This is a genomic window from Pseudomonas sp. NPDC088890 (assembly GCF_044900155.1).
Classification (GTDB): Bacteria; Pseudomonadota; Gammaproteobacteria; order Pseudomonadales; family Pseudomonadaceae; genus Aquipseudomonas; species Aquipseudomonas urmiensis.
The window spans coordinates 31612-56421 of sequence record NZ_JBJDNG010000006.1; the positions used below are offsets into that span (position 1 = coordinate 31612).

Genomic DNA, 24810 nt, shown 5'->3' on the forward strand with positions numbered 1-24810 from the left:
CATGCCCGCCCAGGACACCAGCCGCTTCGTGATCCGTGATCGCAACTGGCACCCGAAAGCCTTAACGCCTGACTACAAGACCTCGATTGCCCGCTCCCCGCGCCAGGCGCTGGTGAGCATCCCGCAGTCGATCAGCGAGACCACCGGTCCCGACTTCTCTCATCTGCGCTTTGGTCAACACGACAACGACCTGTTGCTGAACTTCGACAACGGTGGCCTGCCAATCGGCGAACGCATCATCGTTGCCGGCCGGGTCATCGACCAGTATGGCAAGCCTGTGCCCAACACCCTGGTGGAAATATGGCAGGCCAACGCTGGCGGTCGCTATCGGCACAAGAACGATCGCTATCTGGCCCCGCTGGACCCCAACTTCGGTGGCGTTGGTCGCACCCTGACCGACAGCGACGGCTACTACAGCTTCCGCACCATCAAGCCCGGCCCGTATCCATGGCGCAACGGCCCGAATGACTGGCGCCCGGCGCACATTCACTTTTCGGTTAGTGGCCCGTCGATTTCGACCAAGCTGATCACCCAGCTGTATTTCGAAGGTGACCCGCTGATCCCGATGTGCCCGATCGTCAAATCCATCGCCAACCCGGCAGCGGTGCAGCAGTTGATCGCCAAGCTCGACATGAGCAACGCCAACCCGATGGATTGCCTGGCCTACCGCTTTGATATCGTCCTGCGCGGTCAGCGCCAGACCCACTTCGAAAACCGCTGAGGAGCGCCGACATGCCAATCGAACTGCTGCCGGAAACGCCCTCGCAGACCGCCGGCCCCTACGTGCACATCGGCCTTGCCCTTGAAGCGGCCGGTAACCCGATCCGCCCAGAGGAAATCTGGAACCGCCTGGCCCGCCCTGAAGCGCCGGGCGAGCATATCCTGTTGATCGGCCAGGTGTATGACGGCAACGGTCATCTGGTGCGTGATTCGTTCCTGGAGATCTGGCAGGCCGATGCCGAGGGTCAGTATCAGGACGAGTACAACCTGGAAAACCCCTTCAACAGCTTTGGTCGAACCGCCACCACCTTCGACTCGGGCGACTGGACCCTGCACACGGTCAAGCCGGGCGTAGTCAACAACGCCGCAGGTGTGCCGATGGCGCCGCACATCAACATCAGTCTGTTTGCCCGGGGGATCAACATCCAGTTGCATACGCGGCTGTATTTCGATGACGAAGGCGAGGCTAACGCCAAGTGCCCGGTGCTGAATCTGATCGAACAGCCGCAGCGACGTGAGACGTTGATTGCCAAGCGCTGCGAGGTTGATGGCAAGACGGCGTATCGCTTCGATATCCGTATTCAGGGGGAAGGGGAGACGGTGTTCTTCGATTTTTGATCCGCATTGGCTTAGAGGGGCCGCTGCGCTATTAGCACAGCGGTTCGGCGCCCCGTCAAGCTAGCGCCTACCGGTAGCGCGCCGTCCTCGATGACGGCGCGAACCAGTAGAGGCTGGCTTGACGGGGTTTTTGCTGCGTTCGCGGCGAGGCCATTGCGGCCTCGCCGGGTTGCGGGTCAGCGCCGAACCAGCAACACCCCGCTTTCCATATGATGGGTATAGGGGAACTGGTCGAACAGCGCACAGCGTTCGATACGGTGGGTATCGTGCAACTGGGCGATGTTCTGTGCCAAGGTTTGCGGGTTGCAAGAGATGTACAGGATACGTTCGAAGCGACGGGTCAGCTCGCAGGTGTCCGGGTCCATGCCGGCGCGTGGCGGGTCGACGAACACCGTGCCGAAGTCGTAGCTTTGCAGCTCGATGCCTTCCAGGCGGCGGAACGGGCGGACCTCGTTCAGCGCCTGGGTCAGCTCTTCAGCTGATAGGCGCACCAGGCGCACGTTGTCCACGCCGTTCTCGTCGAGGTTATGCAGTGCGGCGTTGACCGAGGTCTTGCTGATCTCGGTGGCCAGCACCTTACGTGCGCGGGTGGCCAGCGGCAGGGTGAAGTTGCCATTGCCGCAGTACAGCTCGAGCAGATCGTCGTCGCGCTCGCCCATGGCGTCGAAGGCCCAGTTGAGCATCTTCTGGTTCACGGCGCCGTTAGGCTGGGTGAACGCGCCTTCGGGTTGGCGGTAGCTGAAGGTGCGGCCAGCGACTTGCAATTGCTCGACAGCGTAGTCGCGGCCAATCACCAGGCGCTTGCCCTTGGAACGGCCGATCAGGCTGACGCCGAGTTGTTCGGCAAGCACGCGGGCAGCGGTTTCCCAGGCCTCGTCGAGTGGACGGTGGTAGCACAGGGTGACCATCGCATCGCCTGCCAGGGTGGTCAGAAACTCCACCTGGAACAGCCGATTGCTCAGCGCCTCGCTGGCCTGCCAGGCCGCTTTCAGGCGCGGCATCAGCGCGTTGATGCGCTCACTGGCAATCGGGAAGTCGTCGATCAGGATCGCCTTGTGCTTTTCGCCTGGGGCGAACATCGCGTAGTGGCGCTGGCCTTCCTCACGCCACAGGCGGAACTCGGCACGCAGGCGATAGTGCTCGCGCGGCGAATCGAACACCGCAGGCTCTGGCGCATCGAACGGCGCCAGCAACTCTCGCAGGCGCTCGACCTTGGGCGTCAGCAGGCTTTCGTAGGACGATGGATCGAAGACAGCACTCATGCGTTTAACCAGCCCAGCTTGATGACGAACAGGATGGAGAGGATCACCAATGCCGGGTTGAGCTCGTGGCGGCGGCCCGAGAGCAGTTTGATGGCGGTCCAGGTAATGAAGCCGAAGGCGATGCCGTTGGCGATCGAGTAGGTCAGCGGCATGGCCAGGGCAGTGACCATCACTGGCGCGGCTTCGGTGACGTCATCCCAGTTTATTTCCGCCAGCCCCGAGGCCATCAGCACGGCGACGAACAGCAGCGCCGGCGCAGTGGCGAAGGCCGGTACGCTGCCAGCCAGGGGCGCGAAGAACAACGCCAGGAGGAACAGGATCGCGACGACGATGGCGGTCAGGCCAGTACGGCCACCGGCGCTCACGCCCGCAGCCGACTCGATATAGCTGGTGGTGGTCGAGGTGCCGAGCAGCGAGCCGGCCATGGCCGCGGTGCTGTCGGCGATCAGGGCCCGGCCCATCTTCGGCATGTGACCGTCCTTGCCCATCAGGCCGGCGCGCTTGGCGACGGCAATCAGGGTGCCGGAGTTGTCGAACAGGTCGACGAACAGGAAGGCGAAGATCACGCTGATCAGGCCCACATCGAGGGCGCCGGCGATGTCCAGTTGCAGGAAGGTCGGGGCCAGCGAAGGCGGCATCGACACCACGCCGGCAAAGGGCGTCACGCCCATCAGGATCGAGGCCAGGGTGACCGCGAGAATGCCGATCAGCACCGCGCCGCGCACTTTCATTGCTTCCAGGGCGACGATCAGGAAGAAGCCCAGCGTAGCCAGCACGGGGGCCGGATTCTTCAGGTCGCCCAGACCCACCAAGGTAGCCGGGTTATCGACGACGATGCCTGCGTTATGCAGGGCGATCAGTGCCAGGAACAGGCCGATGCCGGCGGCGATCGCCGAGCGCAGCGGCAGCGGAATGCTGTTCACGATCCACTCACGGATGCGGAAGATCGACAGCAGGAAGAACAGCACCGCCGAGAGGAATACCGCACCCAGCGCCACTTGCCAGGTATGGCCCATGTGCAGCACGACGGTGTAGGTGAAGAAGGCGTTCAGGCCCATCCCCGGCGCCAGGGCGATCGGGTAGTTGGCGATCAGGCCCATGGTGGCCGAGCCGATCGCTGCGGCCAGGCAGGTGGCGACGAAGATCGCACCCTTGTCCATGCCGGTCTCGCCGAGGATGCTCGGGTTGACGAACAGAATGTAGGCCATGGCCAGGAAGGTAGTGACGCCCGCGAGAATCTCGGTGCGCACATTGGTGTTGTGTGCTTTTAGTTGAAACAGCCTTTCCAGCATGCCCGCTCCCCAAGGCGCCCCCAGGCGCCGTGAATATATCGACCCCATCAGCAAAGCACAGACCGTACCGGCTGCCGTGGTTTATGTGGGGCGGAAAAAAGCCGCGCATCATACCAGCATGGATGGCGGGGGCCTATGGCCGTTGGCAGGTCACCTGGCGGACCGGACGAGCAGCCTGTTCCCAAGCCTTCACGGGTTGCTTGCGCGAGCTGATCAGGAACTGTGCAACCGATCCCGATTGGCCAGGGTCGGGAACAGTTTTATCCACACCCCGGTCACCAGCAATGTGCCCACCCCACCGAGCACCACCGCTGGCACTGTGCCAAACCAGTGCGCTGTCACCCCAGATTCGAATTCGCCGAGCTGATTCGAGGCACCGATGAACAACCCGTTCACCGCACTCACTCGCCCGCGCATCTCATCGGGCGTCTCCAGCTGTACGAACGAACTGCGGATGACCATGCTGATCATGTCCGCCGCGCCTAGTACCACCAGCACCGCCAGCGAGAACCAGAACGAGGTCGACAAGCCAAAGGCAATGGTCGCCACGCCAAACACCCCGACCGCGGTGAACATGGTCCGGCCGACCTTGCGCTCGAACGGGAAGCGCGCCAGCCAGATCGACATCAGCAGCGCCCCCACCGCGGGCGCTGAGCGCAGCAGGCCCAGGCCCCATGGGCCGGTGAGCAGGATGTCCTTGGCGAACACCGGGAGCAGGGCGGTAGCGCCGCCGAGCAGTACCGCGAACAGGTCCAGGGAGATGGCGCCGAGGATGTCCGGGCGACTGCGGATGAAACGGATCCCGGCCAGCAGCGACTCGAGGCTGGCGCGGCCACGCTGAGGCAGCTGTTGGCGTGCGTCGAGGCTCAGGGTGAGCAGGCAGGCAATCGCATACAACGCCACGGTTGGGCCGTATACCCAGATGCTGCCGAAGGCGTACAGCAAGCCGCCAACCGCCGGGGCGACGATGGTCGCTGCCTGGGTCGCCGAGGCCGAGGCGGCTACTGCCCGTGGAAACAGCCCCGGTGGCACGACATTGGGCAGCAGTGCCTGGGTCGCTGGCATTTCGAACGAGCGGGTCGCGCCGAGCAGGAAGGCCAGGATGAAGATCATCTCGCGGCTGACGTTGTCAGTGGCGCTGCCCACCACCAGGGCCAGGGCAATCAGAGCTTGCAGGCTTTGGCACAGGGCGGCGACCCGGCGCCGATCGAAGCGGTCCGCCACATGGCCGGTGTGGAGCATGAACAGCACCCGTGGGGCGAACTCGACCAGGCCGACCAAACCCAGATCGAGCACGTTGCCGGTCAGTTGATAGAGGTGCCAGCCGATGGCCACGGTGAGCATCTGAAAGCCACTGGCGGTGAATACGCGGGCCAACCAGAAGGCGAGGAAGGGGCGGTGTTGACGGAGCAACAGCGGGGCAGAATCGGACATCGGGAAACCTGTGGCCTCGGCGATAGGGGAGGGCCAGAGCGTAACATCTGTTTGTAACAAATAGTTGCTGGGGCTGGGTAGGAGAGGAGGGGAGCTGAGCTGCACATCTGATCGCGTCACGGCTTCAGCGTGAAGAAATGATCAGCCCAGCTCTCAAGCGCTGCCTTGCCTATTCAACGAAAGGCGGGTGAGACAACGGGTCACGCGGCATTCAACCGCACGGCTATGGCGGCCATTCGGGGCTATGCTCACTGTCAACCGTTGACCTGGATCAATCGTTCCAGAAGCAACGATTTGGCCATCAGGCCTCAATCCCTGCGATCGAACAGAACAATTCCAACGCGCCGCACTCGATAACCGTGGGGGCAGTGGGCGACAGGGCCATGAGCCCGGACGCCGGATTATCTGAAGAGGAAGCACCATGTTCGGATTAGAAGCCCTAGAGCTCGCCCGAATCCAGTTTGCCTTTACCGTGTCCTTTCACATCTTGTTCCCAGCCATCACCATTGGCCTGGCGAGCTACCTGGCGGTTCTCGAAGGCCTTTGGCTGAGAACCCACGAGCAGGTCTACCGCGACCTCTATCACTTCTGGTCGAAGATCTTTGCCGTCAACTTCGGCATGGGGGTGGTCTCCGGCTTGGTCATGGCCTATCAGTTCGGCACCAACTGGAGCCGCTTCTCTGACTTCGCCGGGGCTGTTACCGGACCGTTGCTGACCTATGAAGTGCTCACCGCGTTCTTCCTCGAGGCCGGTTTCCTCGGTGTCATGCTGTTCGGCTGGAACCGCGTCGGCCGGGGGCTGCACTTTTTCTCGACAGTGATGGTGGCCCTGGGCACCTTGGTTTCGACCTTCTGGATCCTGGCCTCGAACAGCTGGATGCAGACCCCGCAAGGCCACGAAATCATCGACGGTCGCGTGGTGCCGGTGGACTGGCTGGCAGTGATCTTCAACCCCTCGTTCCCCTATCGACTGATGCACATGGCCACCGCGGCCTTTGTCGCCACCGCGTTCTTCGTCGGCGCCTCGGCGGCCTGGCACTTGCTGCGCGGGCGTGACAACCCGGCGGTGCGCAAGATGCTCTCGATGGCCATGTGGATGGCGCTGATCGTCGCGCCGATCCAGGCGGTGATTGGCGACTTCCATGGTTTGAACACCTTGAAGCACCAGCCGGTGAAGATCGCCGCGATTGAAGGACATTGGGAGAACGTCCCCGGTGAGCCTACGCCGTTGATCCTGTTCGGTATCCCCGACATGCAGGCTGAAACGACCCGCTACAAGATCGAAATTCCGGCCCTGGGCAGTCTGATCCTGACCCACAGCCTGGATAAGCAAGTGCCGGCAATGAAAGAGTTCCCAGCCGAAGATCGACCCAATTCGACCATTGTGTTCTGGTCGTTCCGGGTCATGGTGGGCTTGGGCTTGCTGATGATCTTCGTCGGCCTGTGGAGCTTGTGGCTGCGTAAACGCGGCACCTTGTACAGCAGCAAACCCTTCCTCTACCTGACCCTGTGGATGGGGCCGTCCGGGCTGATTGCCATCCTGGCCGGTTGGTTCACCACCGAGATTGGCCGTCAGCCGTGGGTAGTCTATGGATTGATGCGCACCTCAGAAGGAGTGTCCAACCATAGCTACACCCAGCTCGGTGTGACCCTGGTGATCTTCGTGGTGGTCTACTTCGCCCTGTTCGGTACCGGCCTTGGCTACATGATGCGCCTGGTGCGCAAAGGCCCGCACACCGGCGAGGGCGATGCGCAGCCACCGGGCGGTCCTGGCCAGCAACGCACACCCGCGCGGCCGTTGTCTGCCGCCGACGATAGCGCCGACGCCAACACCGACGCCGTCAGCCTGAACAAGGAGAGCTGAGCCATGGGTATCGATCTTCCGCTGATCTGGGCTGTGATCATCATCTTCGGCGTCATGATGTACGTGGTGATGGACGGCTTCGACCTGGGCATCGGCATGCTCTTCCCGTTCGTCAAGGCCGAGCGTGACCGCGATGTGATGATGAACACCGTCGCCCCGGTATGGGACGGCAACGAAACCTGGCTGGTGCTGGGGGGCGCGGGCTTGTTCGGCGCCTTCCCGATGGCTTATGCGGTGGTGCTGGAAGCGTTGTACCTGCCGCTGATCCTGATGCTGGTGGGCTTGATCTTCCGTGGTGTGGCCTTCGAGTTTCGTTTCAAGGCCAAGGATGACAAGCGGCACCTGTGGGACAAGGCGTTCATTGGCGGCTCGTTGGTGGCCACCTTCTTCCAGGGCGTCGCGCTAGGCGCGTTCATCGAAGGCTTCAAGGTGGTCGACCGCCATTACGCCGGCGGCTCGCTGGATTGGCTGACGCCATTCAGCTTGTATTCCGGGCTGGGTTTGATCGTCGCCTACACCTTGCTTGGCTGCACCTGGCTGATCATGAAAACCGAAGGCCCGCTGCAAAAGCAGATGCATGACCTGGCGCGGCCGCTGGCGTTGGTGCTGCTGGTGGTGATCGGTATTGTCAGCCTGTGGACACCGCTGGCTTATCCACAGATCGCCGAGCGCTGGTTCAGCATGCCTAACCTGATCTGGTTCATGCCGGTGCCCGTCCTGGTCCTGGTGACCTTCTATGGGCTGCTCAAGGCGGTGGCGCGCAATGCCAACTACACGCCATTCCTGTTGACCCTGGTATTGATCTTCCTCGGTTACAGCGGGCTGGGCATTAGCTTGTGGCCGAACATCATTCCGCCCTCGATCTCGATCTGGGAGGCCGCCGCGCCGCCGCAGAGCCAGGGCTTCATGTTGGTGGGGACGCTGTTCATCCTGCCGTTCATCCTGGGTTACACCTTCTGGAGCTACTACGTGTTCCGCGGCAAGGTGACCCACGAAGATGGCTACCACTAGGGAGGGCTGCACGATGACGGGTAAACATGGCATCGAGGAGCAGAAGAAGCCGCTGTGGCAACGGCTGGGTTGGCTGGTGCTGATCTGGGCGGGCAGTGTGGCGGCGCTCGGGGTGGTGGCCTGGTTGATGCGGATGTTCATGGCCGCGGCAGGGTTGAGTACCCACTGAATGCAGGTTTTGGGACCGCAACGCGGTCCCAAGACCTTTGGGTTTACTTGCGGGCCTTGAGGATCACGAACTTTGGCGTAGCCGCCACCTGGTCAACCCCCCGGAACAGCCGCGCCAGCTTGCTGTGATACCCCAGGTGCCGGTTACCCACGATGTACAGCGCGCCGCCCACTACCAAGGCATCGCGCGCCTGCTGGAACATCCGCCAGGCAAGGAAGTCGCCCACCACCTGCTGCTGGTGGAACGGCGGATTGCACAGCACCACATCCAGCGACTGCTTCTCCTGCCCAGCCAGACCATCGGCTGCGCGCACCTCTACTGGCCGATCGCCCAACGCCGCCTGCCAGTTATCCAACGCCGATTGCACCGCCATGTACGACTCGTCGACCAGCGTGTACTGCGCCTCAGGATTAACCAGGGCACTGGCGATCGCCAGCACGCCATTGCCACAGCCAAGGTCGGCTACCCGAGCCTGGCCCAGATCACGCGGCAGGTGCGGAAGAAACGCGCGGGTGCCGATATCCAAGCCTTCGCGGCAGAACACGTTGGCATGGTTGACCAGCTCCAGAGCTGGCGTATCCAGGCGGTAGCGCGTGGGATAAGGTGAGCTAGCCCGTGGCCGTTCGGCCACGGTGGCGGTCAGCAAACGGGCTTTTTTCTGCGCCAGCGACGCCTGTACCGGGCCGATGTACTTTTCCATCAGGTCGCCCGCTGCCCGCGGCAGGTGTTTGATCATGGCCGTGGCGATCACTTGCGCACCTGGGGCCAGATGGCCTTGCAGGCGAATCAGTTGTTCCTCGAGCAGCGCCAGGGTCTTCGGCACCCGCACCAGCACTCGGTCAAACGGCCCTTGCCAGGACGCGTTGGCGGGCACGAAAGGCACGGCGTCGAAGGGCTTGGCGTTACGCGCCAGGTTCTTTTCCAGGGCCATCCGCGCCAAGTGCGAATCACCGCTGCTGAGCACCTGCACATCAGCGCACAGGCTGGCCGCCAGGGCGCCGAAGCTGTCGTTGAGCACCAGCACCCGGCAACCCGTCGGCAGCGCCTGGCTGGCCAGGTGCTCGAGCAGATACTCATCGGCAGCGTCGAACGCTTGCAGGGGGTCGTTGACCTGTTCCGGTTGGCGGATCAGGTCAAGTTCGGCAAAGGGGCTGGTCAACAAAGGCATGGCGTGGGGCTCGGGTGCGAATCTGCCCGGCGCAGACCACGACGAGCTTGAAGCGCGCAATTCTACAGGGCTTTGCCCAAGCGGTGGGATGCCTGATGTCAGAACAGTCCGCGGCTGGCGGCGATGGCAATGGCACCGGCCTTGTTGGAGGCGTTGGTCTTGGAGATCACGCTGCGGATGTGGAAGTTCACTGTGCTGGTCGACAGCCACAGGATCCGGGCAATCACTGCCGCGGTCTTGCCGTCGGCGGACCACTTGAGCACTTCCAACTCGCGTTCGCTGAGTTTGGGGATCGGTGCCAGTGCAGCCAGGTGGTGCTCACTGAGCCGCTCGTGCAGGGTATGGCACAGCCAGACGATACGCGCGCTTTTGTCATAGAACTCAATGGTGTCGATCTTGCCCTGCGGCCTGGCTACGCTCAACTGTGTTTCATTATGCCGCTGGTCGTGCACCGATTGGCTCCAGCCATGGCGCAAGCCATAGGAGCACGCCGTACTGCGCAGTGCGGGCACTTCGCGAAACAGCTCGTCATCCCATAGCACCGGGAGAGTGGATTCATGACAGCGCTTGACGATAGGGTCCTGCTTGATCAGCTCAGCTTGCGTATAGAATGCGTTCCATTCAGCTGGGAAGTTGTTGTACAGGATGATTTGCGGCCGGCTAGCGGCGAGATGGATATGCAAAGCCAAACCCATGTAGGGCATGCCCATATCCTGTACCAACGCCAACGCACGCTTGAACAACTGCTGCGGGTCGCGCTCATCCTGCAGCTGTTGCAGCTGCTCCGGGTTCCATTGCGACATTGAAACGCTCCCTGATAGCTCCCTGGATTCAACTCCACTACCACCCGGCACATTGTAGGAAAAGACCTAGCATTGCGTTGGGATTTTTTCGCTATAGCCCCCTAAGCCATGTATGACACTCCGTTTGGCTTGCCCCTGCAAACCGTCGGTGTTCATCGCCGCCGCTTTGGGCGAAACTGTGCACACTTGATTTATGGAGCCCGTCATGACCGCCAGCGCCGACAAATTTACTCGCCAGACCTTGCTCGACGTGCAACCGCTGACGCCCAGCTTGTTCTCCTTGCGAGTCACCCGCGACGCAGGCTTTCGCTTTCGCTCCGGCCAGTTCGCCCGGCTGGGTGTGACCAAGGCCGACGGCAGCGTGGTTTGGCGGGCCTATTCGATGGTTAGCGCGCCGCATGATGAGCATTTGGATTTTTTCTCGATTGTAGTCCCAGGAGGCGAGTTCACCAGCGAGCTGAGCCGTCTGGGCAAAGGCGATACGCTGTTGATCGACCGTCAGGCGTTTGGTTTTCTAACGCTTGATCGCTTCATTGGCGGTCGCGATCTATGGCTGCTGGCGACCGGTACCGGCATTGCACCGTTCATGTCGATCCTGCAGGACTTCGAGGCCTGGGAACGTTTTGACAACATCAAGCTGGTGTATTCGGTACGAGAAGCCAATGAGCTGGCTTATCTAGAGGAGATCGCTGGCCTGGAGCAGCGTGACTACCTGGCTGAGTTCGCTGGCAAGTTGCAGTTCATTCCGGTGGTAACCCGCGAGCAGCACCCTGGGGCATTGAATGCGCGCATTACCACGCTGATCGAAAATGGCGAATTGGAGCGGGCGGCAGGGCTTGAGTTTTCGCCTGAGCATTCGCGCGTCATGCTCTGCGGCAACCCGCAGATGATCGATGACACGCGCAAGGTACTCAAGGCGCGCGATCTGCAACTGAGCTTGAGCAAGCGGCCGGGACAAGTGGCGGTAGAAAACTACTGGTGAGAATCAGCTACAAGCCCCAAGCCCCAAGCCCAAGAAATGCCCGATCAGAGCGCGGCCCTGCTTTTCTTGCAGCTTGGCGCTTGCAGCTCGTAGCTGCGGTCAGGGCAGACGATTCTGGTTCTGCGTCTTGAGCAGATCGCGAATCTCGGTCAGCAGGGTTTCCTGCGGGGTAGGCGCTGGCGGTACGCTCGGCGCCACGGCTTCTTCGCGCTTGAGGCGGTTGATCACTTTGACCCCCATGAAGATGGCGAAGGCGACGATGAGGAAGTCGATCACGGTCTGGATGAACTTGCCGTAGGCCAGCATCACTGCCGGAGCATCGCCCTCGGCCGCCTTGAGGGTAATCGCCAGGTCACTGAAGTCCACGCCGCCGATCAGCAGGCCCAGCGGTGGCATCACCACGTCACCGACGAAAGACGAAACGATCTTGCCGAAGGCGGCGCCGATGATGATACCGACGGCCATGTCGACGACATTGCCCTTGACCGCAAACGCCTTGAATTCACTGATCATGCCCATGGTTGTGTTCCTTGTAACAAATGGATAAGTAAACGCAGTGTAAGCCACTTAAACGCTTCATGCGTGATGTGTGCAGCTAGAGACTGCGGTTAGATCGAATAGTTTTGTCGCATCCCACGGCGTTCGAGACACGTCCAGCTCAGCTATTATGGCGGTTTTTTCCAGGAGACTGCCCCCATGGCCAAAGCCAAGCGCTTGTATGGCTGCACCGAGTGCGGCGCGACCTTCCCCAAATGGGCCGGCCAGTGCGGTGAGTGCGGCGCTTGGAACACCCTGACCGAAACCATGATCGAGAGCGGCGGCGCGGCTGCGCCGAGCGGGCGCGCCGGCTGGACTGGGCAGCAGGCGCAGATCAAGACCCTGGCCGAGGTCAGCGTTGAAGAAATCCCGCGCTTCACGACCAGCAGCACCGAGTTGGATCGGGTGCTCGGTGGTGGCCTGGTCGACGGCTCGGTGGTGCTGATTGGGGGAGACCCAGGGATCGGCAAGTCGACCATCCTGTTGCAGACCCTGTGCAACATCGCCACCGGCATGCCGGCGTTATACGTGACGGGCGAGGAATCCCAGCAGCAGGTGGCGATGCGCTCACGGCGCCTGGGGTTGCCGCAGGATCAGCTCAAGGTCATGACCGAAACCTGCATCGAAACCATCATCGCCACGGCGCGCGTGGAAAAACCGCGGGTGATGGTCATCGACTCGATCCAGACCATCTTCACCGAGCAGCTGCAATCGGCGCCTGGCGGGGTGGCGCAAGTGCGCGAGAGCACGGCGCTGCTGGTGCGCTATGCCAAGCAGAGCGGCACGGCGATTTTCCTGGTCGGCCACGTTACCAAGGAAGGCTCGTTGGCCGGCCCGCGGGTGCTGGAGCACATGGTCGATACCGTGTTGTATTTCGAGGGCGAGTCGGACGGCCGCCTGCGTCTGCTGCGCGCAGTGAAGAACCGCTTCGGCGCGGTCAATGAATTGGGCGTGTTCGGCATGACCGATCGTGGTCTGAAGGAGGTTTCCAACCCTTCGGCGATCTTCCTCAACCGTACCCAGGAAGAGGTACCGGGCAGCGTGGTGATGGCCACCTGGGAAGGCACCCGGCCGATGTTGGTCGAGGTACAGGCGCTGGTCGACGACAGCCACCTGGCCAACCCACGGCGAGTCACCTTGGGCCTGGACCAGAACCGCCTGGCCATGTTGCTGGCGGTACTGCATCGCCATGGCGGCATTCCTACCCATGACCAGGACGTATTCCTCAACGTGGTCGGTGGGGTCAAGGTATTGGAAACCGCCTCCGACCTGGCGCTGCTGGCGGCCGTCATGTCCAGCCTGCGCAACCGGCCATTGGCCCACGGCCTGCTGGTGTTCGGCGAGATTGGCCTGTCGGGTGAAGTGCGCCCCGTGCCCAGTGGCCAGGAGCGCCTCAAAGAGGCTGCCAAGCACGGCTTCAAACGCGCCATTGTGCCCAAGGGTAATGCGCCCAAGGAGTCGCCAGCGGGTTTGCAGGTGATTGCCGTGACGCGTCTGGAACAGGCTTTGGACGCCCTGTTCGAGTAAGCGGGTTCTCTGCAATCGCAAGCTGGGCGACCGCACCGTGCAGCGGGCCTGTCGCAGCTACAGCTCGACCCCGACCCTGCGCAGCCCGCTGGTGCTCGACCGTCTGATCGGCCGGATCCAGCGCATGGCGCTGACTGGCAAGCTCGGCATGGTGCACCCGCGATAGCGTCATCAACACCCACAAAAAAGGGGAGCCGACGATGCGCATCGGCTCCCCCCTGACCGCTTCGATCAGCGATCAATGCTCGGCAATGGCCTTGCGCCGCGGCGCCTCGTCGCCATGCTCATCGGCTTCGAGCAGCGGCACTTCATTACCTTCGGCATCGAACAGCTTGCCATCCTTGAAGTAGTCGCCATCGCGCAATGCCGAGATGTCCGAGTACTGGATGGTGCGCTCGTAGGCGGCGGCAAATACCGACTGTTGGTCCGAGTTGCCAGTGGTGAAGTGGTTGAAGATCAGGTTGAGCAGAATCGCCATGATCGCCGCCGAGCTGATGCCGGAGTGGAAAATGGTCTCGAACCAGTTTGGGAAGTGGTGGTAGAAGTTCGGTGCGGCGATCGGGATCATGCCAAAGCCCAGCGAGGCGGCGACGATGATCAGGTTGACGTTGTTCTTGTAGCTGACCTTGGACAGGGTGCGGATGCCACTGGCGGCAACGGTGCCGAACAGCACGATCCCTGCACCGCCCAGCACCGGCGTCGGCACTGCGGCAATCACCCGGCCCATGATCGGCAGCAGGCCCAGCACGACCAGGATCACGCCACCGGTAGCGACCACGTAGCGGCTCTTGACCCCGGTCACGGCCACCAGGCCGACGTTCTGGGCAAAGGCGCTCTGGGTGAAGGAGCCGAAGATCGGCGCGAGAATGCTCGAGGCCATGTCGGCGCGCAGGCCATCACCCAGGCGCTTGGAATCGACCTTGGTGTCGATGATGTCACCGACGGCGAGGATGTCCGCCGAGGTTTCCACCAGGGTTACCATGATCACGATGCACATCGACAGGATCGCAGCGATGTGGAAGGTCGGCATGCCGAAATGGAACGGGGTAGGGAAGGCGAACATTGGGCCTTCGGTGACCTTGCTGAAGTCAGCCATGCCCAGCGACCAGGCGATCAGGGTTCCGGCGACCATTGCCAGCAAGATAGACAACCGCGAGATAGCCGCGCTGCCCAGTTTGCTCAGTAGCAGGACGATGGCGAAGGTCGCCGCCGCCAGGCCGATGTTGGCCATGCTGCCGAACTCCGGCGAGGCGCTGTTGCCGCCCATCACCCAGCGTGCAGCGACTGGCATCAGGGTCAGGCCGATGGTGGTGATGACGATACCGGTCACCAACGGCGGGAAGAATTTGGTTATGCGCGAGAACACCGGGGTAATCAGAAAGCCGATCAGCGAAGCCGCCATGACCGCACCCAATACACCCTGCAGGCCACCGCCGCCTTCGCTACTGAGGATAGCGCCCATGGTCGCCACACCGGCGAACGACACACCCTGTACCAGCGGCAACTGACAGCCGAAGAACGGTAGGCCCAAGGTCTGCAACAGCGTCGCCAGGCCACCGGCAAACAGCGAGGCGGCGATCAGCAGGCCGATTTCTGCAGGGTTCAAACCTGCAGCCTGCCCCAGGATCAGGGGTACTGCAACGATCCCTCCATACATGGTCAGCACGTGTTGCAGACCATAAGCCAGGTTGGCACCCAGACCGAGGTTTTCGTCCTCGGGGCGTTGGGCGGGAGACGTGCTAGGGGACGTAGTCATGGAGCAGGCTCTCTGTTTATTGTTGTGCCGCTACTGTAGACACTTCCTACATTAGATGGCCACAAAAATTGTATACAATATTTTGATTGGAGCGCGCACAAGGGTGGCCGCAAACAGCGCGTTTACTGAATGCAGAATGCGTTCCAACTAGTCAGAGGCGGTGCAGGATGGATGTGTACAAGCGCCCAGACGCCCCGCAAGAAGCTGTCTGGGTAGACAGGAAACAGAAGGTGGGAAGTACGTTAGCTAGCTAAGAGATATCAATCTTCGATGAGTTCGCGCAGTTCGCGCATCATTTCGGTGCTGTCAGCCAGGTTCAATTCCACAAGACGGTGCAAATGGCTCATCGATTTGATGTCGATGTGCAGGCAGACAAATCCGAGCCGGTCGGGTTCTTCGTGACGCAGTTCGACCTGCATGCGCAGCTGGGTCTGTTGGTCACTAAGATGGATGACTGCATCGAAGTCTTGCGTGGCATCGGCGTCCCATGGTTCAGGTCGTTGAATCAGCAGTCCTTTGAGCGATAAATCGAGCAATTTTACCGGCCAGCGTCGGTCGCCCTGGCGCAATTCAGTAGGCGCATCGAAGGCAATGCGCTGAAAGCGCCGGCGTTCATCGTGGTTGCTCATGGGAAAGCCCTCCGCAGTACATCCTGACTATAGTTAATTTCGTACCTGCATCAGGTAAAGCAAACGGGCAGCAAAGGCTCTAGACCAAAGCAAGTGTGGCAATGCGCGATGACACGCCCTAGACTCGATGGGCGGTCTTTCCAATCCACCAGCTGGAAGTAAACCATGAACAACAATAATAGCCTGCTACGCCACCTTCCGTGGCTGGCGCTGGCAGTCCTGGGAGCCTGTGCGCTGGGTGTGGTTGCCCTGCGTCGCGGCGAGGCGATCAATGCCTTGTGGATCGTGGTCGCGGCAGTGGCTATCTACTTGGTCGCCTATCGCTACTACAGCCTGTTCATCGCCACCAAAGTGATGCAACTGGACCCCCGTCGGGCGACGCCCGCGGTACTCAATAACGATGGTCTGGACTATGTCCCGACCAACAAGCACATCCTCTTCGGTCACCACTTCGCGGCGATCGCCGGTGCAGGGCCGCTGGTCGGTCCGGTGCTCGCGGCGCAGATGGGCTATTTGCCCGGTACGCTGTGGCTGATCGCGGGCGTGGTGCTGGCCGGTGCCGTTCAGGACTTCATGGTCCTGTTCATGTCCACCCGCCGCAACGGCCGCTCGCTGGGCGACATGGTGCGCGAGGAGATGGGCAGGATCCCTGGCACCATCGCCTTGTTTGGCTGCTTCCTGATCATGATCATCATTCTCGCGGTGCTGGCGCTGATCGTGGTCAAGGCCCTGGCCGAGAGCCCATGGGGCATGTTCACGGTGATGGCGACCATCCCGATCGCGATGTTCATGGGCATTTATATGCGCTACATCCGCCCGGGGCGTATCGGTGAGATTTCGCTCATCGGTGTGGTCTTGCTGCTGCTGTCGATCTGGCTGGGGGGCCTGATTGCCGCAGATCCGGTTTGGGGCCCGGCCTTCACCTTCACTGGCGTGCAGATCACCTGGATGCTGGTCGGCTACGGCTTCGTCGCGGCGGTGCTGCCGGTCTGGCTGGTGCTGGCGCCGCGTGACTACCTGTCGACCTTCCTCAAGATCGGCACCATCGTTGGCCTGGCCATCGGTATCCTGATCATTGCGCCGGAACTGAAGATGCCGGCCCTGACCCAGTTCACCGACGGCACCGGTCCGGTGTGGAAGGGCACGCTGTTCCCGTTCCTGTTCATCACCATCGCTTGCGGTGCGGTGTCCGGCTTCCATGCGCTGATCTCTTCGGGGACCACGCCCAAGCTGCTCGACAACGAAACCAACGCCCGCTACATCGGCTACGGCGGCATGCTGATGGAGTCGTTCGTCGCCATCATGGCCATGGTCGCCGCTTCGGTGATCGAGCCAGGCGTGTACTTCGCCATGAACAGCCCGGCCGCAGTAGTCGGCGCCGACGTCGCATCGGTGGCGCAGACCGTCAGCAGCTGGGGCTTCTTGATCACCCCTGAGCAACTCGAAGCGGTTGCCCGCGACATCGGCGAGCACACCATCCTGGCCCGTGCCGGCGGTGCGCCAACCTTAGCGGTGGGTATCGCGCAGATCCTCCACCAGGTGTTGCCGGGTGAGAACACCATGGCCTTCTGGTACCACTTCGCGATCCTGTTCGAGGCGCTGTTCATCCTCACTGCAGTGGACGCCGGTACCCGTGCCGGGCGCTTCATGCTGCAAGACCTGCTGGGCAGCTTCGTGCCGGCGCTCAAACGCACCGAGTCGTGGGCGGCCAACCTGATCGCCACCGCGGGCTGCGTAGCGCTATGGGGCTACCTGCTGTACCAGGGCGTAATCGATCCGCTGGGCGGCATCAACACCTTGTGGCCACTGTTCGGTATCTCCAACCAGATGCTGGCGGGTATCGCCCTGATGCTCGGCACCGTGGTGTTGATCAAGATGAAGCGTCAGCGCTACATGTGGGTCACCCTGCTGCCTGCGGTATGGCTGCTGATCTGCACCACCACTGCTGGCTTGATCAAGCTGTTCGACCCGAACCCGGCAGTTGGCTTCCTGGCCCTGGCCAACAAGTACAGCGTGGCGCTGGATGCCGGTCAGGTGCTGGCGCCGGCCAAGGACATCGGCCAGATGCAGCACGTGATCTTCAACGCCTACACCAACGCTGGCCTGACGATCCTGTTCCTGCTGGTGGTCTTCAGCATCCTGTTCTTCGCCCTCAAGGTTGGCTACCGCGCCTTGGGTCACAAGGAGCGCAGCGATAAAGAAACCCCATTCCAGGCCTTGCCTGACGCGTAAACGAGAGGATTGCAGCGATGTTCAACGACCTGGGTCGACTGGGTAAGTACCTGGGGCAGGCTGCCCGCCTGATGGTCGGCATGCCCGACTACGACAACTATGTCGAACACATGCAGGGCAAGCATCCGGACAAGCCGGTGATGAGCTACGAGGAGTTCTTCCGAGAGCGCCAGGAAGCCCGTTACGGTGGCAAGTCAGGGCCTAAGTGCTGTTGAACCAGCGGCAAGCGTGAACCTGTGGGAGCCTGGGTAACCGGCTCCCACTTTCATTTTCGGCTTGAGGAGATTTCTGCGTGCAAGCGCCCATTCCCGTAACTGTCCTGACCGGCTTTCTCGGTGCCGGCAAGACCACCCTGCTCAAGCACATGCTCAAGGCCGAGCATGGCCTGAAGCTGGCGGTGATCGAAAACGAGTTCAGCGAAGCCGGCATCGACAGCCAGTTGCTGGGCGATGAGCCAGTACAGGTCATGACTTTGGCCAATGGCTGCGTGTGCTGCACCATCCACACCGACTTGACCAAGGCCCTGTACCTGCTGCTCGAGCGCCTGGACGCTGGTGAAATCGCCTTTGACCGGCTGGTGATCGAATGCACCGGCCTGGCTGATCCTGCGCCGGTGGCGCAGACCTTCTTCATCGACGAGGAACTGCGCGAGCGCTACATCCTCGACGGCATTATCACCTTGGTCGATGCCGCGCATGCCGAGCTGCACCTGACCCAGGCCATCGCCCAGGCGCAGGTGGGTTTTGCCGATCGTCTACTGCTGAGCAAGACCGATCTGGTCGAGCCGCAGGCGGTGCAAGCACTGCGCGAACGGCTGGCGCGGATCAACGGTCGAGCGGGCATCCGCGTGGTTGAGCATGGCCGCATCGATCTGGCCGAACTGCTCGATGTGCGCGGCTTCAACCTCAATACCGATTTGGGTGTGAGCCTCAAGCCAAGCTTGCGCCCGGTGCTCAAACCGGCCACCCCGGACCGCATCTCGACCTTGGTCCTGCGCACCGAAACCGCGCTGGATATCGACCGCCTCAGCGACTTCATGAACGAGCTGCTGGAAAGCCACGGCAAGCAACTGCTGCGTTATAAAGGCGTGTTGAACATCGCCGGAGAACAGCGCCGACTGGTGTTCCAGGGCGTGCTGAAGCTGTATGGCTTTGACTGGGATACTGAGTGGAAACAAGGGGAAGCGCGGGAGAGCGTGATGGTGTTTATTGGTGATGAGTTGCCAGAGGAGAAGATTCGTTCAGGCTTCGACGCATTGAGCGCGGACTGAAGATGCAGATCGCATCAAGGCTGCCTGGCGCATGCCGGTAAGTTTTGTAACGCACTTCAGGTTCTGCACTTGGCGCAAGCTCAACAAAAAACCGCTACCAGTTACCTGGCAGCGGTTTTTCATACCCGACGATCAGGCCGTCGGATAGGCGCTCTTAGTTGCCGTAAACCGGCAGCTTCTTGCAGATAGCCTTGACCTTCTCACGCACGGCGTCGATCACCGCTTCGTTGTTCAGGTCGGCGAGGATGTCGCAGATCCAGCCGGCCAGCTCGCGGCACTCGGTTTCCTTGAAGCCACGGGTGGTGACGGCTGGGGTGCCGAAACGCAGGCCCGAAGTGACGAATGGCGAACGTGGGTCGTTCGGCACCGAGTTCTTGTTGACGGTGATGAAGGCTTTGCCCAGTGCGGCATCAGCGTCCTTACCGGAGATTTCCTGCTTGATCAGCGACAGCAGGAACAGGTGGTTTTCAGTACCGCCGGAAACCACGTCGAAACCGCGCTCGATGAACACGCTGGCCATGGCCTGGGCGTTCTTCACCACTTGCTGCTGGTAAGCCTTGAACTCAGGCTGCAGGGCTTCCTTGAAGCAGATCGCCTTGGCTGCGATGACGTGCTCCAGCGGGCCACCTTGGGCGCCTGGGAATACTGCCGAGTTGAGCTTCTTCTCGATGTCGGCGTTGGCACGGGCCAGGATCAGGCCGCCACGTGGACCGCGCAGGGTCTTGTGGGTGGTGGTGGTGACCACGTCGGCGAATGGCACTGGGTTCGGGTAGACGCCAGCGGCGACCAGACCGGCGACGTGAGCCATGTCGACGAACAGGTAGGCACCGACCTTGTCGGCGATTGCGCGGAAGCGTGGGAAGTCCAGCACCTGCGAGTAGGCAGAGAAGCCAGCAACGATCATCTTCGGCTTGTGCTCGACAGCCAGACGCTCGACTTCGTCGTAGTCGATCAGGCCGTTGCCGTCGATACCGTACTGGATGGCGTTGTACAGCTTGCCGGAGGACGAAACGCTGGCGCCGTGGGTCAGGTGACCGCCGTGGGCCAGGCTCATGCCCAGGATGGTGTCACCGGCCGACAGCAGGGCCAGGTAGACCGCGGCGTTGGCCTGGGAACCGGCGTGTGGCTGGACGTTGGCGTAGTCGGCGCCGAACAGTTCTTTGGCGCGGTCGATGGCCAGTTGCTCGACCACGTCGACGTACTCGCAACCACCGTAGTAGCGCTTGCCTGGGTAGCCTTCGGCGTACTTGTTGGTCAGTACCGAACCCTGGGCTTCCATGACAGCTGGGCTTGTGTAGTTTTCCGAAGCGATCAGCTCGATATGCTCTTCCTGACGCTGAGCTTCTTGCTCCATGGCGGCAAACAGATCGGCGTCGTACTTGGCAATGGTCAAATCACGGCTGAACATGGCGGTCCTCAAGGATCGGGGCAGAATTGGGTGTGCATTCTAACCGATTGATTCGCCCCTGGCATATGAAGTGGCGTCATGTCGCGGACCAATGGAGTTCATGTGGCATGCCGCGGCCCATCTGGGCTGGCTGGGATTTTCAGTTGACTCTCAGGTCCGTTTTTAAAAGCCGGTGCAGATGAGCAGAATTCGCCTCACTGGAACATGAACAGCGTCTCGTTACTGAACTGCGCCTCGAACTGATTGGCCGGCATCGGCCGGCCGAACAGGTAGCCCTGTACCTCGTCGCAGCCATGTTCGCGGAGGAACTCCAACTGCTCATGGGTCTCCACGCCTTCGGCGATCACTGCCAGGTTGAGGCTGTGAGCCATGGCGATGATAGCGCGGGCGATCTGCGCGTCCTGTTCGCCTTCAGGCAACCCATCGACGAAGGTGCGGTCGATCTTCAGCACGTCGATGGGGAACTGCTTGAGGTAGTTGAGTGACGAGTAGCCGGTGCCGAAGTCGTCGACCGCGATGCTCAGCCCCAGCATTTTCAGGCTGTCGAGGATCTGCATCGCCTCATGCACTTCGCGCATCAGGATACTTTCGGTCAGTTCAAGCTCCAGGCACGCCGGCGGCAGGCCGGTTTCTTCAAGGATGGTGGCGATCCGCGTGCCAAGCTGACCATCGGAGAACTGCCGCGCCGAGATGTTCACCGAGACCTTGGGCACCCGTACCTTGGCCTGGTGCCAGGCCTTGAGCTGGCGGCTGGCCTCGCGCAGTACCCAATCGCCAACGTCGACCACCAGGCCGAGCTCTTCGATCACCGGGATGAAGTCCCCCGGCGGCACCAGGCCGCGCCGCGGATGCCGCCAGCGCAGCAGCGCCTCGGCGCCGGTCAGGCGTTTGCCATCACCGCTGAACTGCGGCTGGTAATAAAGGATGAACTCGTTCTGCTCCAGGGCATGGCGCAGGTCGCTCTCCAGCTCCAGGCGCTCCAGGGCGCTGGCGTTCATCTCGGTCTGGTAGAACTGGAAGTTGTTCTTGCCGCGCTCCTTGGCGTGGTACATGGCGGTGTCGGCGTTCTTCATCAGCTGGCTGAGCTCGCTGCCATCCTGCGGGCTCAGTGCGATGCCGATGCTGGCAGTGACGAAGAACTCGCGGTTCTCCAGGACGAAAGGCCGCACCAGGCTGCCGAGGATATTCTCGGCCACATGGATGGCGCGGTTCAACGCCTGCTCGCGCGAAGCCTTGGGTTGCAGCAGCAGAGTGAATTCGTCGCCGCCCATGCGCGCCACGGTGTCATCGTTATCGACGCACTCAAGCAGACGCTGGGCCATGTCCTTGAGCATGCGATCGCCTGCGGCATGGCCGAGCGAGTCGTTGATCGGCTTGAACCGGTCAAGGTCGAGGAACATCAGCACCACCCAGGATTTTTGCCGTTCGGCTTGCTGCAGGGCGGTATACAGCCGGTCCTGGAACAGCGTGCGATTGGGCAAGTGGGTCAGGGCGTCGTAGTACGCCAGGCGGTGGATGCGTTGTTCGCTGGCCTTGCGCTCACTGATGTCGGTGAAGAAGCACACGTAGCTGGCCAGGTCGCCCTCATCGTCGAGCACAGCGGTAATCCCGACCCAGGCCGGATAATGCTCGCCATCGCGACGCTTGAGCCACACCTCGCCCTCCCAGCTGCCACGCTGGTGCAGCTGCTTGAGGATATAGCCCAGGTGCGCATCCTGTTGCTCTTCGACGGTGAGCATGCCCGGCAGTTGGTCGAGCACCTCATCGACCGCATAGCCACTGACCCGGCTGAACGCTTCGTTGGCCTGGACGATATAGCCGGCAGGGTCAGTGATGAGGATGGCCGAGGTCGAGTGCTCGAATACCGTGGCAGCCATGCGCAGGTCTTTTTCGGCTCGGCGCTGTTGGCTGATGTCACGGCCCACGCCGAGAACGCCTTCGAAGCGCTCGTGCTCATCCCACACCAGCACCAGGCGCAGTTCGATAGGGATCTTGCGGCCATCGGCGCGCAAGCAGTCGAATACAAACAGCTGGGTGGGCAGTTCGCGGCGCAGTTTGGCCAGCTGCTCAGGGTCATCAAGGACCTTGCTGACCCGCTCCATCAGGCTATAGATGCCCGTCAGTTGAGCTGGATTGGCGACGATCGATTGCCAGCCGTTGTCGAAGATCCAGTCGGCCTGATAACCCAGTACCGCCAGCACCGAGGGGCTGACGTAGTTGAGCTGCAGGTTGTTGTCGGTAGAGAAGATCACGTCGCTGATGCTTTCGGCGAGCATACGGTAGCGCTGCTCGCTGTCACGCAACGACTCGCTGGCCTCGATCTGCACCGTGACATCCTTGCCTACGCCGATGATGCGGGTGACCTGGTCATCGCTGTCGCGGGTCAGCACCTGCTCGCGGATGTCGTAGCAGCGCCAGTTGCCATCCCGGTGGCGGAAGCGCAGCTGGCAGTGCAGCGATTGGCTGTGCCCGCTGTCGCGCTGTAGCTGGCGCAGCTCGCGATAATGCGCGGCGTCTTCGGGGTGAAGCAGCAGCTCCCAGAAGCGGTCGCCCATCTGCGCCAGTTCGGCGCGGTCGTAGCCCAGGGTCTGGCCCAGGTGGCGGTTGCTGAAGATCATCCGCTGGCTGGCAACGTCCTGCACATAGAGCTGGTCGGGCACGGTGCGCACAACGTCCGACCAGAAGCTCTCGCGCTCGAGCAACGACAGCTCGACCTGCTTGCGGCTGGTGATGTCGCTGATACTGAGGATCACCGCCTGGTAGTCGCGGCGTTGCAATGGCAGGCGCGACATCAGCCACAGGTGCAGCTCGCCGCCCAGGGGGGCGGGCAGGCGCACTTCCAGTTCGAGCAGCATGCGCTGCTCGATCAACGCATCGATCAGTTGCATGCCAACGCTTTCACGGCCATCACCGGTACCTTCGATCAGCCGCTGCCAGGCGCCCTCGTTGCACTGAACATTGAGCAGTTGGCGGGCGACTTCATTGATCTCGGTGATCTTCAGTTCTTGCAGCAACGAGCGGCGCAAGCCAGGGTCGAGCGCCAGGCTTTGCTTGAGGGCGGCATGATTGCGCAGGTGATAGCGGTCGAGTTGTCCGGGCAGGCTGGACAAGTCCAGCACGCACAAGGCCACGCCCGTGCCATCGAAGATCTCCTGATAGCGTCGTCGATCTTCCTGCAAGGCGCGCTGACGACGGCGCATGTTGATCAGCGCGAGCAACGGCAGCAGCGCGCAGATCAGCACCAGCAGGCATTTGCCGATCAATGCGGGCAGTAATTTCTGCTGCGCCTGGCCGACGTCATACAGACCGCGCAGTTGCCAGGTGCTGTTATCGATGAATGCCAGCATCACACTTTGTAGCGGCTGGTCACTGACCGGGGTAGGCCCATGGCGTTCGAGCACTTCGCCACTGCGGCTGTTTTCCAGCAGCCAGAGTGGGTGATCGGGGCCGTCCAGGTGCGCCGTCAGTTGCAGGTAGTAATCTGCCGACAGGCGCAGTAGCCAGTAGCCGCGGCCCTGTTCGGCAGGTTGGCGCAGCAGCAGATAGATCAAGCTGTTGTCGGGCGAATTGGTGAAGAAGTAGCTGCGTCCTTGATTGAGTTGGAGTAGCTCGTCAATCATCTGGCGGTCGGGACTGCCCTCGAAGCTGTCGCTCAGAATCCGTCCACTGCTGTCCAACCAGGCTACATGGCGCAGGCCAGGCAGGCGCCCTTGCAAGGTTGCGCGCAGCGCTGGCAGCGCTTCGGGCGTCGGCGGTTTGACATAGGGCTGCACCAGGTTCACCGCCTGCTGCGCTTTGAGTGCCATGTTCAGGTTCAGGTGATCGGCCAGTTCAGCGCTCGCTATCAGGCTGTGTTGGCGCAGATCGGCCTGGGTATGGCGGAACTGGGCGAACAGCTGCCACAGCAGCAGGCCCAGTAAAACCAGCGCCAGCAAGGCCAGGGTGCCCTTGAGTGAGCCACGCAGGGAGGCGGTCCCGGCAGGGGGGGCAGGGCGCAAGATTGACGGTTGGTTGAGATTGGTCAAGCGGTGGTCCTGCGATTGGGCTGGCGATGGCAGGGACGGTACATGCATGGGCCGTGCCTGTGCCTGAGCACGGCGCGCACTATAAATCTGTAGACATGGAGCC

21 protein-coding genes are annotated in these 24810 nt (G+C 61.8%); 11 read left to right on the forward strand and 10 right to left on the reverse strand.

Going from position 1 to position 24810, the window contains the following annotated elements:
- The first annotated feature begins 1 nt into the window (after window position 1).
- Complete coding sequence (gene pcaH, locus ACI2JX_RS14275) at window positions 2-721, forward strand: protocatechuate 3,4-dioxygenase subunit beta (RefSeq protein WP_404690330.1); 720 nt, start codon at window positions 2-4, stop codon at window positions 719-721.
- A gap of 11 nt (window positions 722-732) precedes the next feature.
- Complete coding sequence (pcaG, locus tag ACI2JX_RS14280; protein ID WP_264234676.1) at window positions 733-1338, forward strand: protocatechuate 3,4-dioxygenase subunit alpha; 606 nt, start codon at window positions 733-735, stop codon at window positions 1336-1338.
- 176 nt (window positions 1339-1514) lie between these two features.
- On the opposite strand, the gene trmA is transcribed toward pcaG, so the two are convergent.
- The 3 genes from trmA to ACI2JX_RS14295 all read right to left on the reverse strand — a co-directional run bounded on the left by trmA (window position 1515) and on the right by ACI2JX_RS14295 (window position 5326).
- Window positions 1515-2600, reverse strand: a complete 1086-nt coding sequence (gene trmA / locus ACI2JX_RS14285) for a tRNA (uridine(54)-C5)-methyltransferase TrmA (protein WP_404690331.1) — start codon at window positions 2598-2600, stop codon at window positions 1515-1517.
- Window positions 2597-3892, reverse strand: coding sequence for an NCS2 family permease (locus tag ACI2JX_RS14290; RefSeq protein WP_186554263.1), 1296 nt, complete (start codon window positions 3890-3892; stop codon window positions 2597-2599). The genes trmA and ACI2JX_RS14290 overlap by 4 nt, the downstream gene beginning before the upstream one ends.
- A gap of 213 nt (window positions 3893-4105) precedes the next feature.
- A complete protein-coding gene (locus ACI2JX_RS14295) occupies window positions 4106-5326 on the reverse strand; it encodes an MFS transporter (protein WP_368972150.1) in 1221 nt (406 codons plus the stop codon).
- A 421-nt stretch (window positions 5327-5747) separates the two neighbouring features.
- Here ACI2JX_RS14295 and ACI2JX_RS14300 point away from each other — a divergent pair, with 421 nt between their 5' ends.
- Genes ACI2JX_RS14300 through ACI2JX_RS14310 form a run of 3 tightly spaced genes read left to right on the forward strand, consistent with a single transcriptional unit; the run spans window position 5748 to window position 8370 of the window.
- A complete protein-coding gene (locus tag ACI2JX_RS14300) occupies window positions 5748-7190 on the forward strand; it encodes a cytochrome ubiquinol oxidase subunit I (RefSeq protein WP_392465240.1) in 1443 nt (480 codons plus the stop codon).
- 3 nt (window positions 7191-7193) lie between these two features.
- Entirely contained in the window at window positions 7194-8201 is a 1008-nt protein-coding gene (cydB, locus tag ACI2JX_RS14305; protein WP_264234680.1) for a cytochrome d ubiquinol oxidase subunit II, read from the forward strand.
- Between the two features lie 13 nt (window positions 8202-8214).
- Window positions 8215-8370, forward strand: coding sequence for a DUF2474 domain-containing protein (locus ACI2JX_RS14310; RefSeq protein ID WP_264234681.1), 156 nt, complete (start codon window positions 8215-8217; stop codon window positions 8368-8370).
- A gap of 43 nt (window positions 8371-8413) precedes the next feature.
- Here the strand turns inward: ACI2JX_RS14310 and ACI2JX_RS14315 are convergent, their stop codons facing one another.
- On the reverse strand, window positions 8414-9538 hold the full coding sequence (locus ACI2JX_RS14315; protein WP_404690332.1) for a methyltransferase: 1125 nt from the start codon (window positions 9536-9538) through the stop codon (window positions 8414-8416).
- A gap of 98 nt (window positions 9539-9636) precedes the next feature.
- A complete protein-coding gene (locus ACI2JX_RS14320; RefSeq protein WP_404690333.1) occupies window positions 9637-10341 on the reverse strand; it encodes an autoinducer binding domain-containing protein in 705 nt (234 codons plus the stop codon).
- A gap of 205 nt (window positions 10342-10546) precedes the next feature.
- On the opposite strand from ACI2JX_RS14320, the gene ACI2JX_RS14325 reads away from it, so the two are divergent.
- On the forward strand, window positions 10547-11323 hold the full coding sequence (locus ACI2JX_RS14325; RefSeq protein ID WP_264234684.1) for a ferredoxin--NADP reductase: 777 nt from the start codon (window positions 10547-10549) through the stop codon (window positions 11321-11323).
- 99 nt (window positions 11324-11422) lie between these two features.
- Here ACI2JX_RS14325 and mscL read toward each other — a convergent pair whose 3' ends face one another.
- Window positions 11423-11842, reverse strand: a complete 420-nt coding sequence (gene mscL / locus ACI2JX_RS14330) for a large-conductance mechanosensitive channel protein MscL (RefSeq protein ID WP_264234685.1) — start codon at window positions 11840-11842, stop codon at window positions 11423-11425.
- Between the two features lie 177 nt (window positions 11843-12019).
- On the opposite strand from mscL, the gene radA reads away from it, so the two are divergent.
- Window positions 12020-13387, forward strand: a complete 1368-nt coding sequence (radA, locus tag ACI2JX_RS14335) for a DNA repair protein RadA (protein ID WP_186554254.1) — start codon at window positions 12020-12022, stop codon at window positions 13385-13387.
- A 37-nt stretch (window positions 13388-13424) separates the two neighbouring features.
- Window positions 13425-13553 carry a hypothetical protein gene (locus tag ACI2JX_RS14340; RefSeq protein ID WP_404690334.1) on the forward strand — a complete coding sequence of 43 codons (129 nt, stop codon included), beginning with the start codon at window positions 13425-13427 and terminating at the stop codon, window positions 13551-13553.
- A 72-nt stretch (window positions 13554-13625) separates the two neighbouring features.
- On the opposite strand, the gene ACI2JX_RS14345 is transcribed toward ACI2JX_RS14340, so the two are convergent.
- Complete coding sequence (locus tag ACI2JX_RS14345; RefSeq protein WP_186554246.1) at window positions 13626-15143, reverse strand: nucleobase:cation symporter-2 family protein; 1518 nt, start codon at window positions 15141-15143, stop codon at window positions 13626-13628.
- 260 nt (window positions 15144-15403) lie between these two features.
- Window positions 15404-15772, reverse strand: coding sequence for a PilZ domain-containing protein (locus ACI2JX_RS14350; RefSeq protein WP_404690335.1), 369 nt, complete (start codon window positions 15770-15772; stop codon window positions 15404-15406).
- Window positions 15773-15937: 165 nt separating this feature from the next.
- On the opposite strand from ACI2JX_RS14350, the gene ACI2JX_RS14355 reads away from it, so the two are divergent.
- The 3 genes from ACI2JX_RS14355 (at window position 15938) to yjiA (ending at window position 19274) form a co-directional block, all read left to right on the forward strand.
- Window positions 15938-18004 carry a carbon starvation CstA family protein gene (locus tag ACI2JX_RS14355; RefSeq protein ID WP_186554244.1) on the forward strand — a complete coding sequence of 689 codons (2067 nt, stop codon included), beginning with the start codon at window positions 15938-15940 and terminating at the stop codon, window positions 18002-18004.
- A gap of 17 nt (window positions 18005-18021) precedes the next feature.
- Entirely contained in the window at window positions 18022-18219 is a 198-nt protein-coding gene (locus tag ACI2JX_RS14360) for a YbdD/YjiX family protein (protein WP_119145888.1), read from the forward strand.
- A gap of 77 nt (window positions 18220-18296) precedes the next feature.
- Window positions 18297-19274, forward strand: a complete 978-nt coding sequence (gene yjiA, locus ACI2JX_RS14365; RefSeq protein ID WP_368972155.1) for a GTPase — start codon at window positions 18297-18299, stop codon at window positions 19272-19274.
- A 154-nt stretch (window positions 19275-19428) separates the two neighbouring features.
- Here the strand turns inward: yjiA and glyA are convergent, their stop codons facing one another.
- Together glyA and ACI2JX_RS14375 are read right to left on the reverse strand one after the other, a co-directional pair.
- Window positions 19429-20682, reverse strand: a complete 1254-nt coding sequence (glyA, locus tag ACI2JX_RS14370; protein ID WP_186554242.1) for a serine hydroxymethyltransferase — start codon at window positions 20680-20682, stop codon at window positions 19429-19431.
- Between the two features lie 194 nt (window positions 20683-20876).
- Window positions 20877-24707, reverse strand: a complete 3831-nt coding sequence (locus ACI2JX_RS14375) for an EAL domain-containing protein (RefSeq protein WP_404690336.1) — start codon at window positions 24705-24707, stop codon at window positions 20877-20879.
- Window positions 24708-24810: the final 103 nt, after the last annotated feature.

Coding starts and splice junctions, on each gene's coding strand:
- pcaH (WP_404690330.1), top strand. CDS start 2: ATGCCCGCCCAGGACACCAGCCGCTTCGTGATCCGTGATCGCAACTGG.
- pcaG (WP_264234676.1), top strand. CDS start 733: ATGCCAATCGAACTGCTGCCGGAAACGCCCTCGCAGACCGCCGGCCCC.
- trmA (WP_404690331.1), bottom strand. CDS start 2,600: ATGAGTGCTGTCTTCGATCCATCGTCCTACGAAAGCCTGCTGACGCCC.
- ACI2JX_RS14290 (WP_186554263.1), bottom strand. CDS start 3,892: ATGCTGGAAAGGCTGTTTCAACTAAAAGCACACAACACCAATGTGCGC.
- ACI2JX_RS14295 (WP_368972150.1), bottom strand. CDS start 5,326: ATGTCCGATTCTGCCCCGCTGTTGCTCCGTCAACACCGCCCCTTCCTC.
- ACI2JX_RS14300 (WP_392465240.1), top strand. CDS start 5,748: ATGTTCGGATTAGAAGCCCTAGAGCTCGCCCGAATCCAGTTTGCCTTT.
- cydB (WP_264234680.1), top strand. CDS start 7,194: ATGGGTATCGATCTTCCGCTGATCTGGGCTGTGATCATCATCTTCGGC.
- ACI2JX_RS14310 (WP_264234681.1), top strand. CDS start 8,215: ATGACGGGTAAACATGGCATCGAGGAGCAGAAGAAGCCGCTGTGGCAA.
- ACI2JX_RS14315 (WP_404690332.1), bottom strand. CDS start 9,538: ATGCCTTTGTTGACCAGCCCCTTTGCCGAACTTGACCTGATCCGCCAA.
- ACI2JX_RS14320 (WP_404690333.1), bottom strand. CDS start 10,341: ATGTCGCAATGGAACCCGGAGCAGCTGCAACAGCTGCAGGATGAGCGC.
- ACI2JX_RS14325 (WP_264234684.1), top strand. CDS start 10,547: ATGACCGCCAGCGCCGACAAATTTACTCGCCAGACCTTGCTCGACGTG.
- mscL (WP_264234685.1), bottom strand. CDS start 11,842: ATGGGCATGATCAGTGAATTCAAGGCGTTTGCGGTCAAGGGCAATGTC.
- radA (WP_186554254.1), top strand. CDS start 12,020: ATGGCCAAAGCCAAGCGCTTGTATGGCTGCACCGAGTGCGGCGCGACC.
- ACI2JX_RS14345 (WP_186554246.1), bottom strand. CDS start 15,143: ATGACTACGTCCCCTAGCACGTCTCCCGCCCAACGCCCCGAGGACGAA.
- ACI2JX_RS14350 (WP_404690335.1), bottom strand. CDS start 15,772: ATGAGCAACCACGATGAACGCCGGCGCTTTCAGCGCATTGCCTTCGAT.
- ACI2JX_RS14355 (WP_186554244.1), top strand. CDS start 15,938: ATGAACAACAATAATAGCCTGCTACGCCACCTTCCGTGGCTGGCGCTG.
- ACI2JX_RS14360 (WP_119145888.1), top strand. CDS start 18,022: ATGTTCAACGACCTGGGTCGACTGGGTAAGTACCTGGGGCAGGCTGCC.
- glyA (WP_186554242.1), bottom strand. CDS start 20,682: ATGTTCAGCCGTGATTTGACCATTGCCAAGTACGACGCCGATCTGTTT.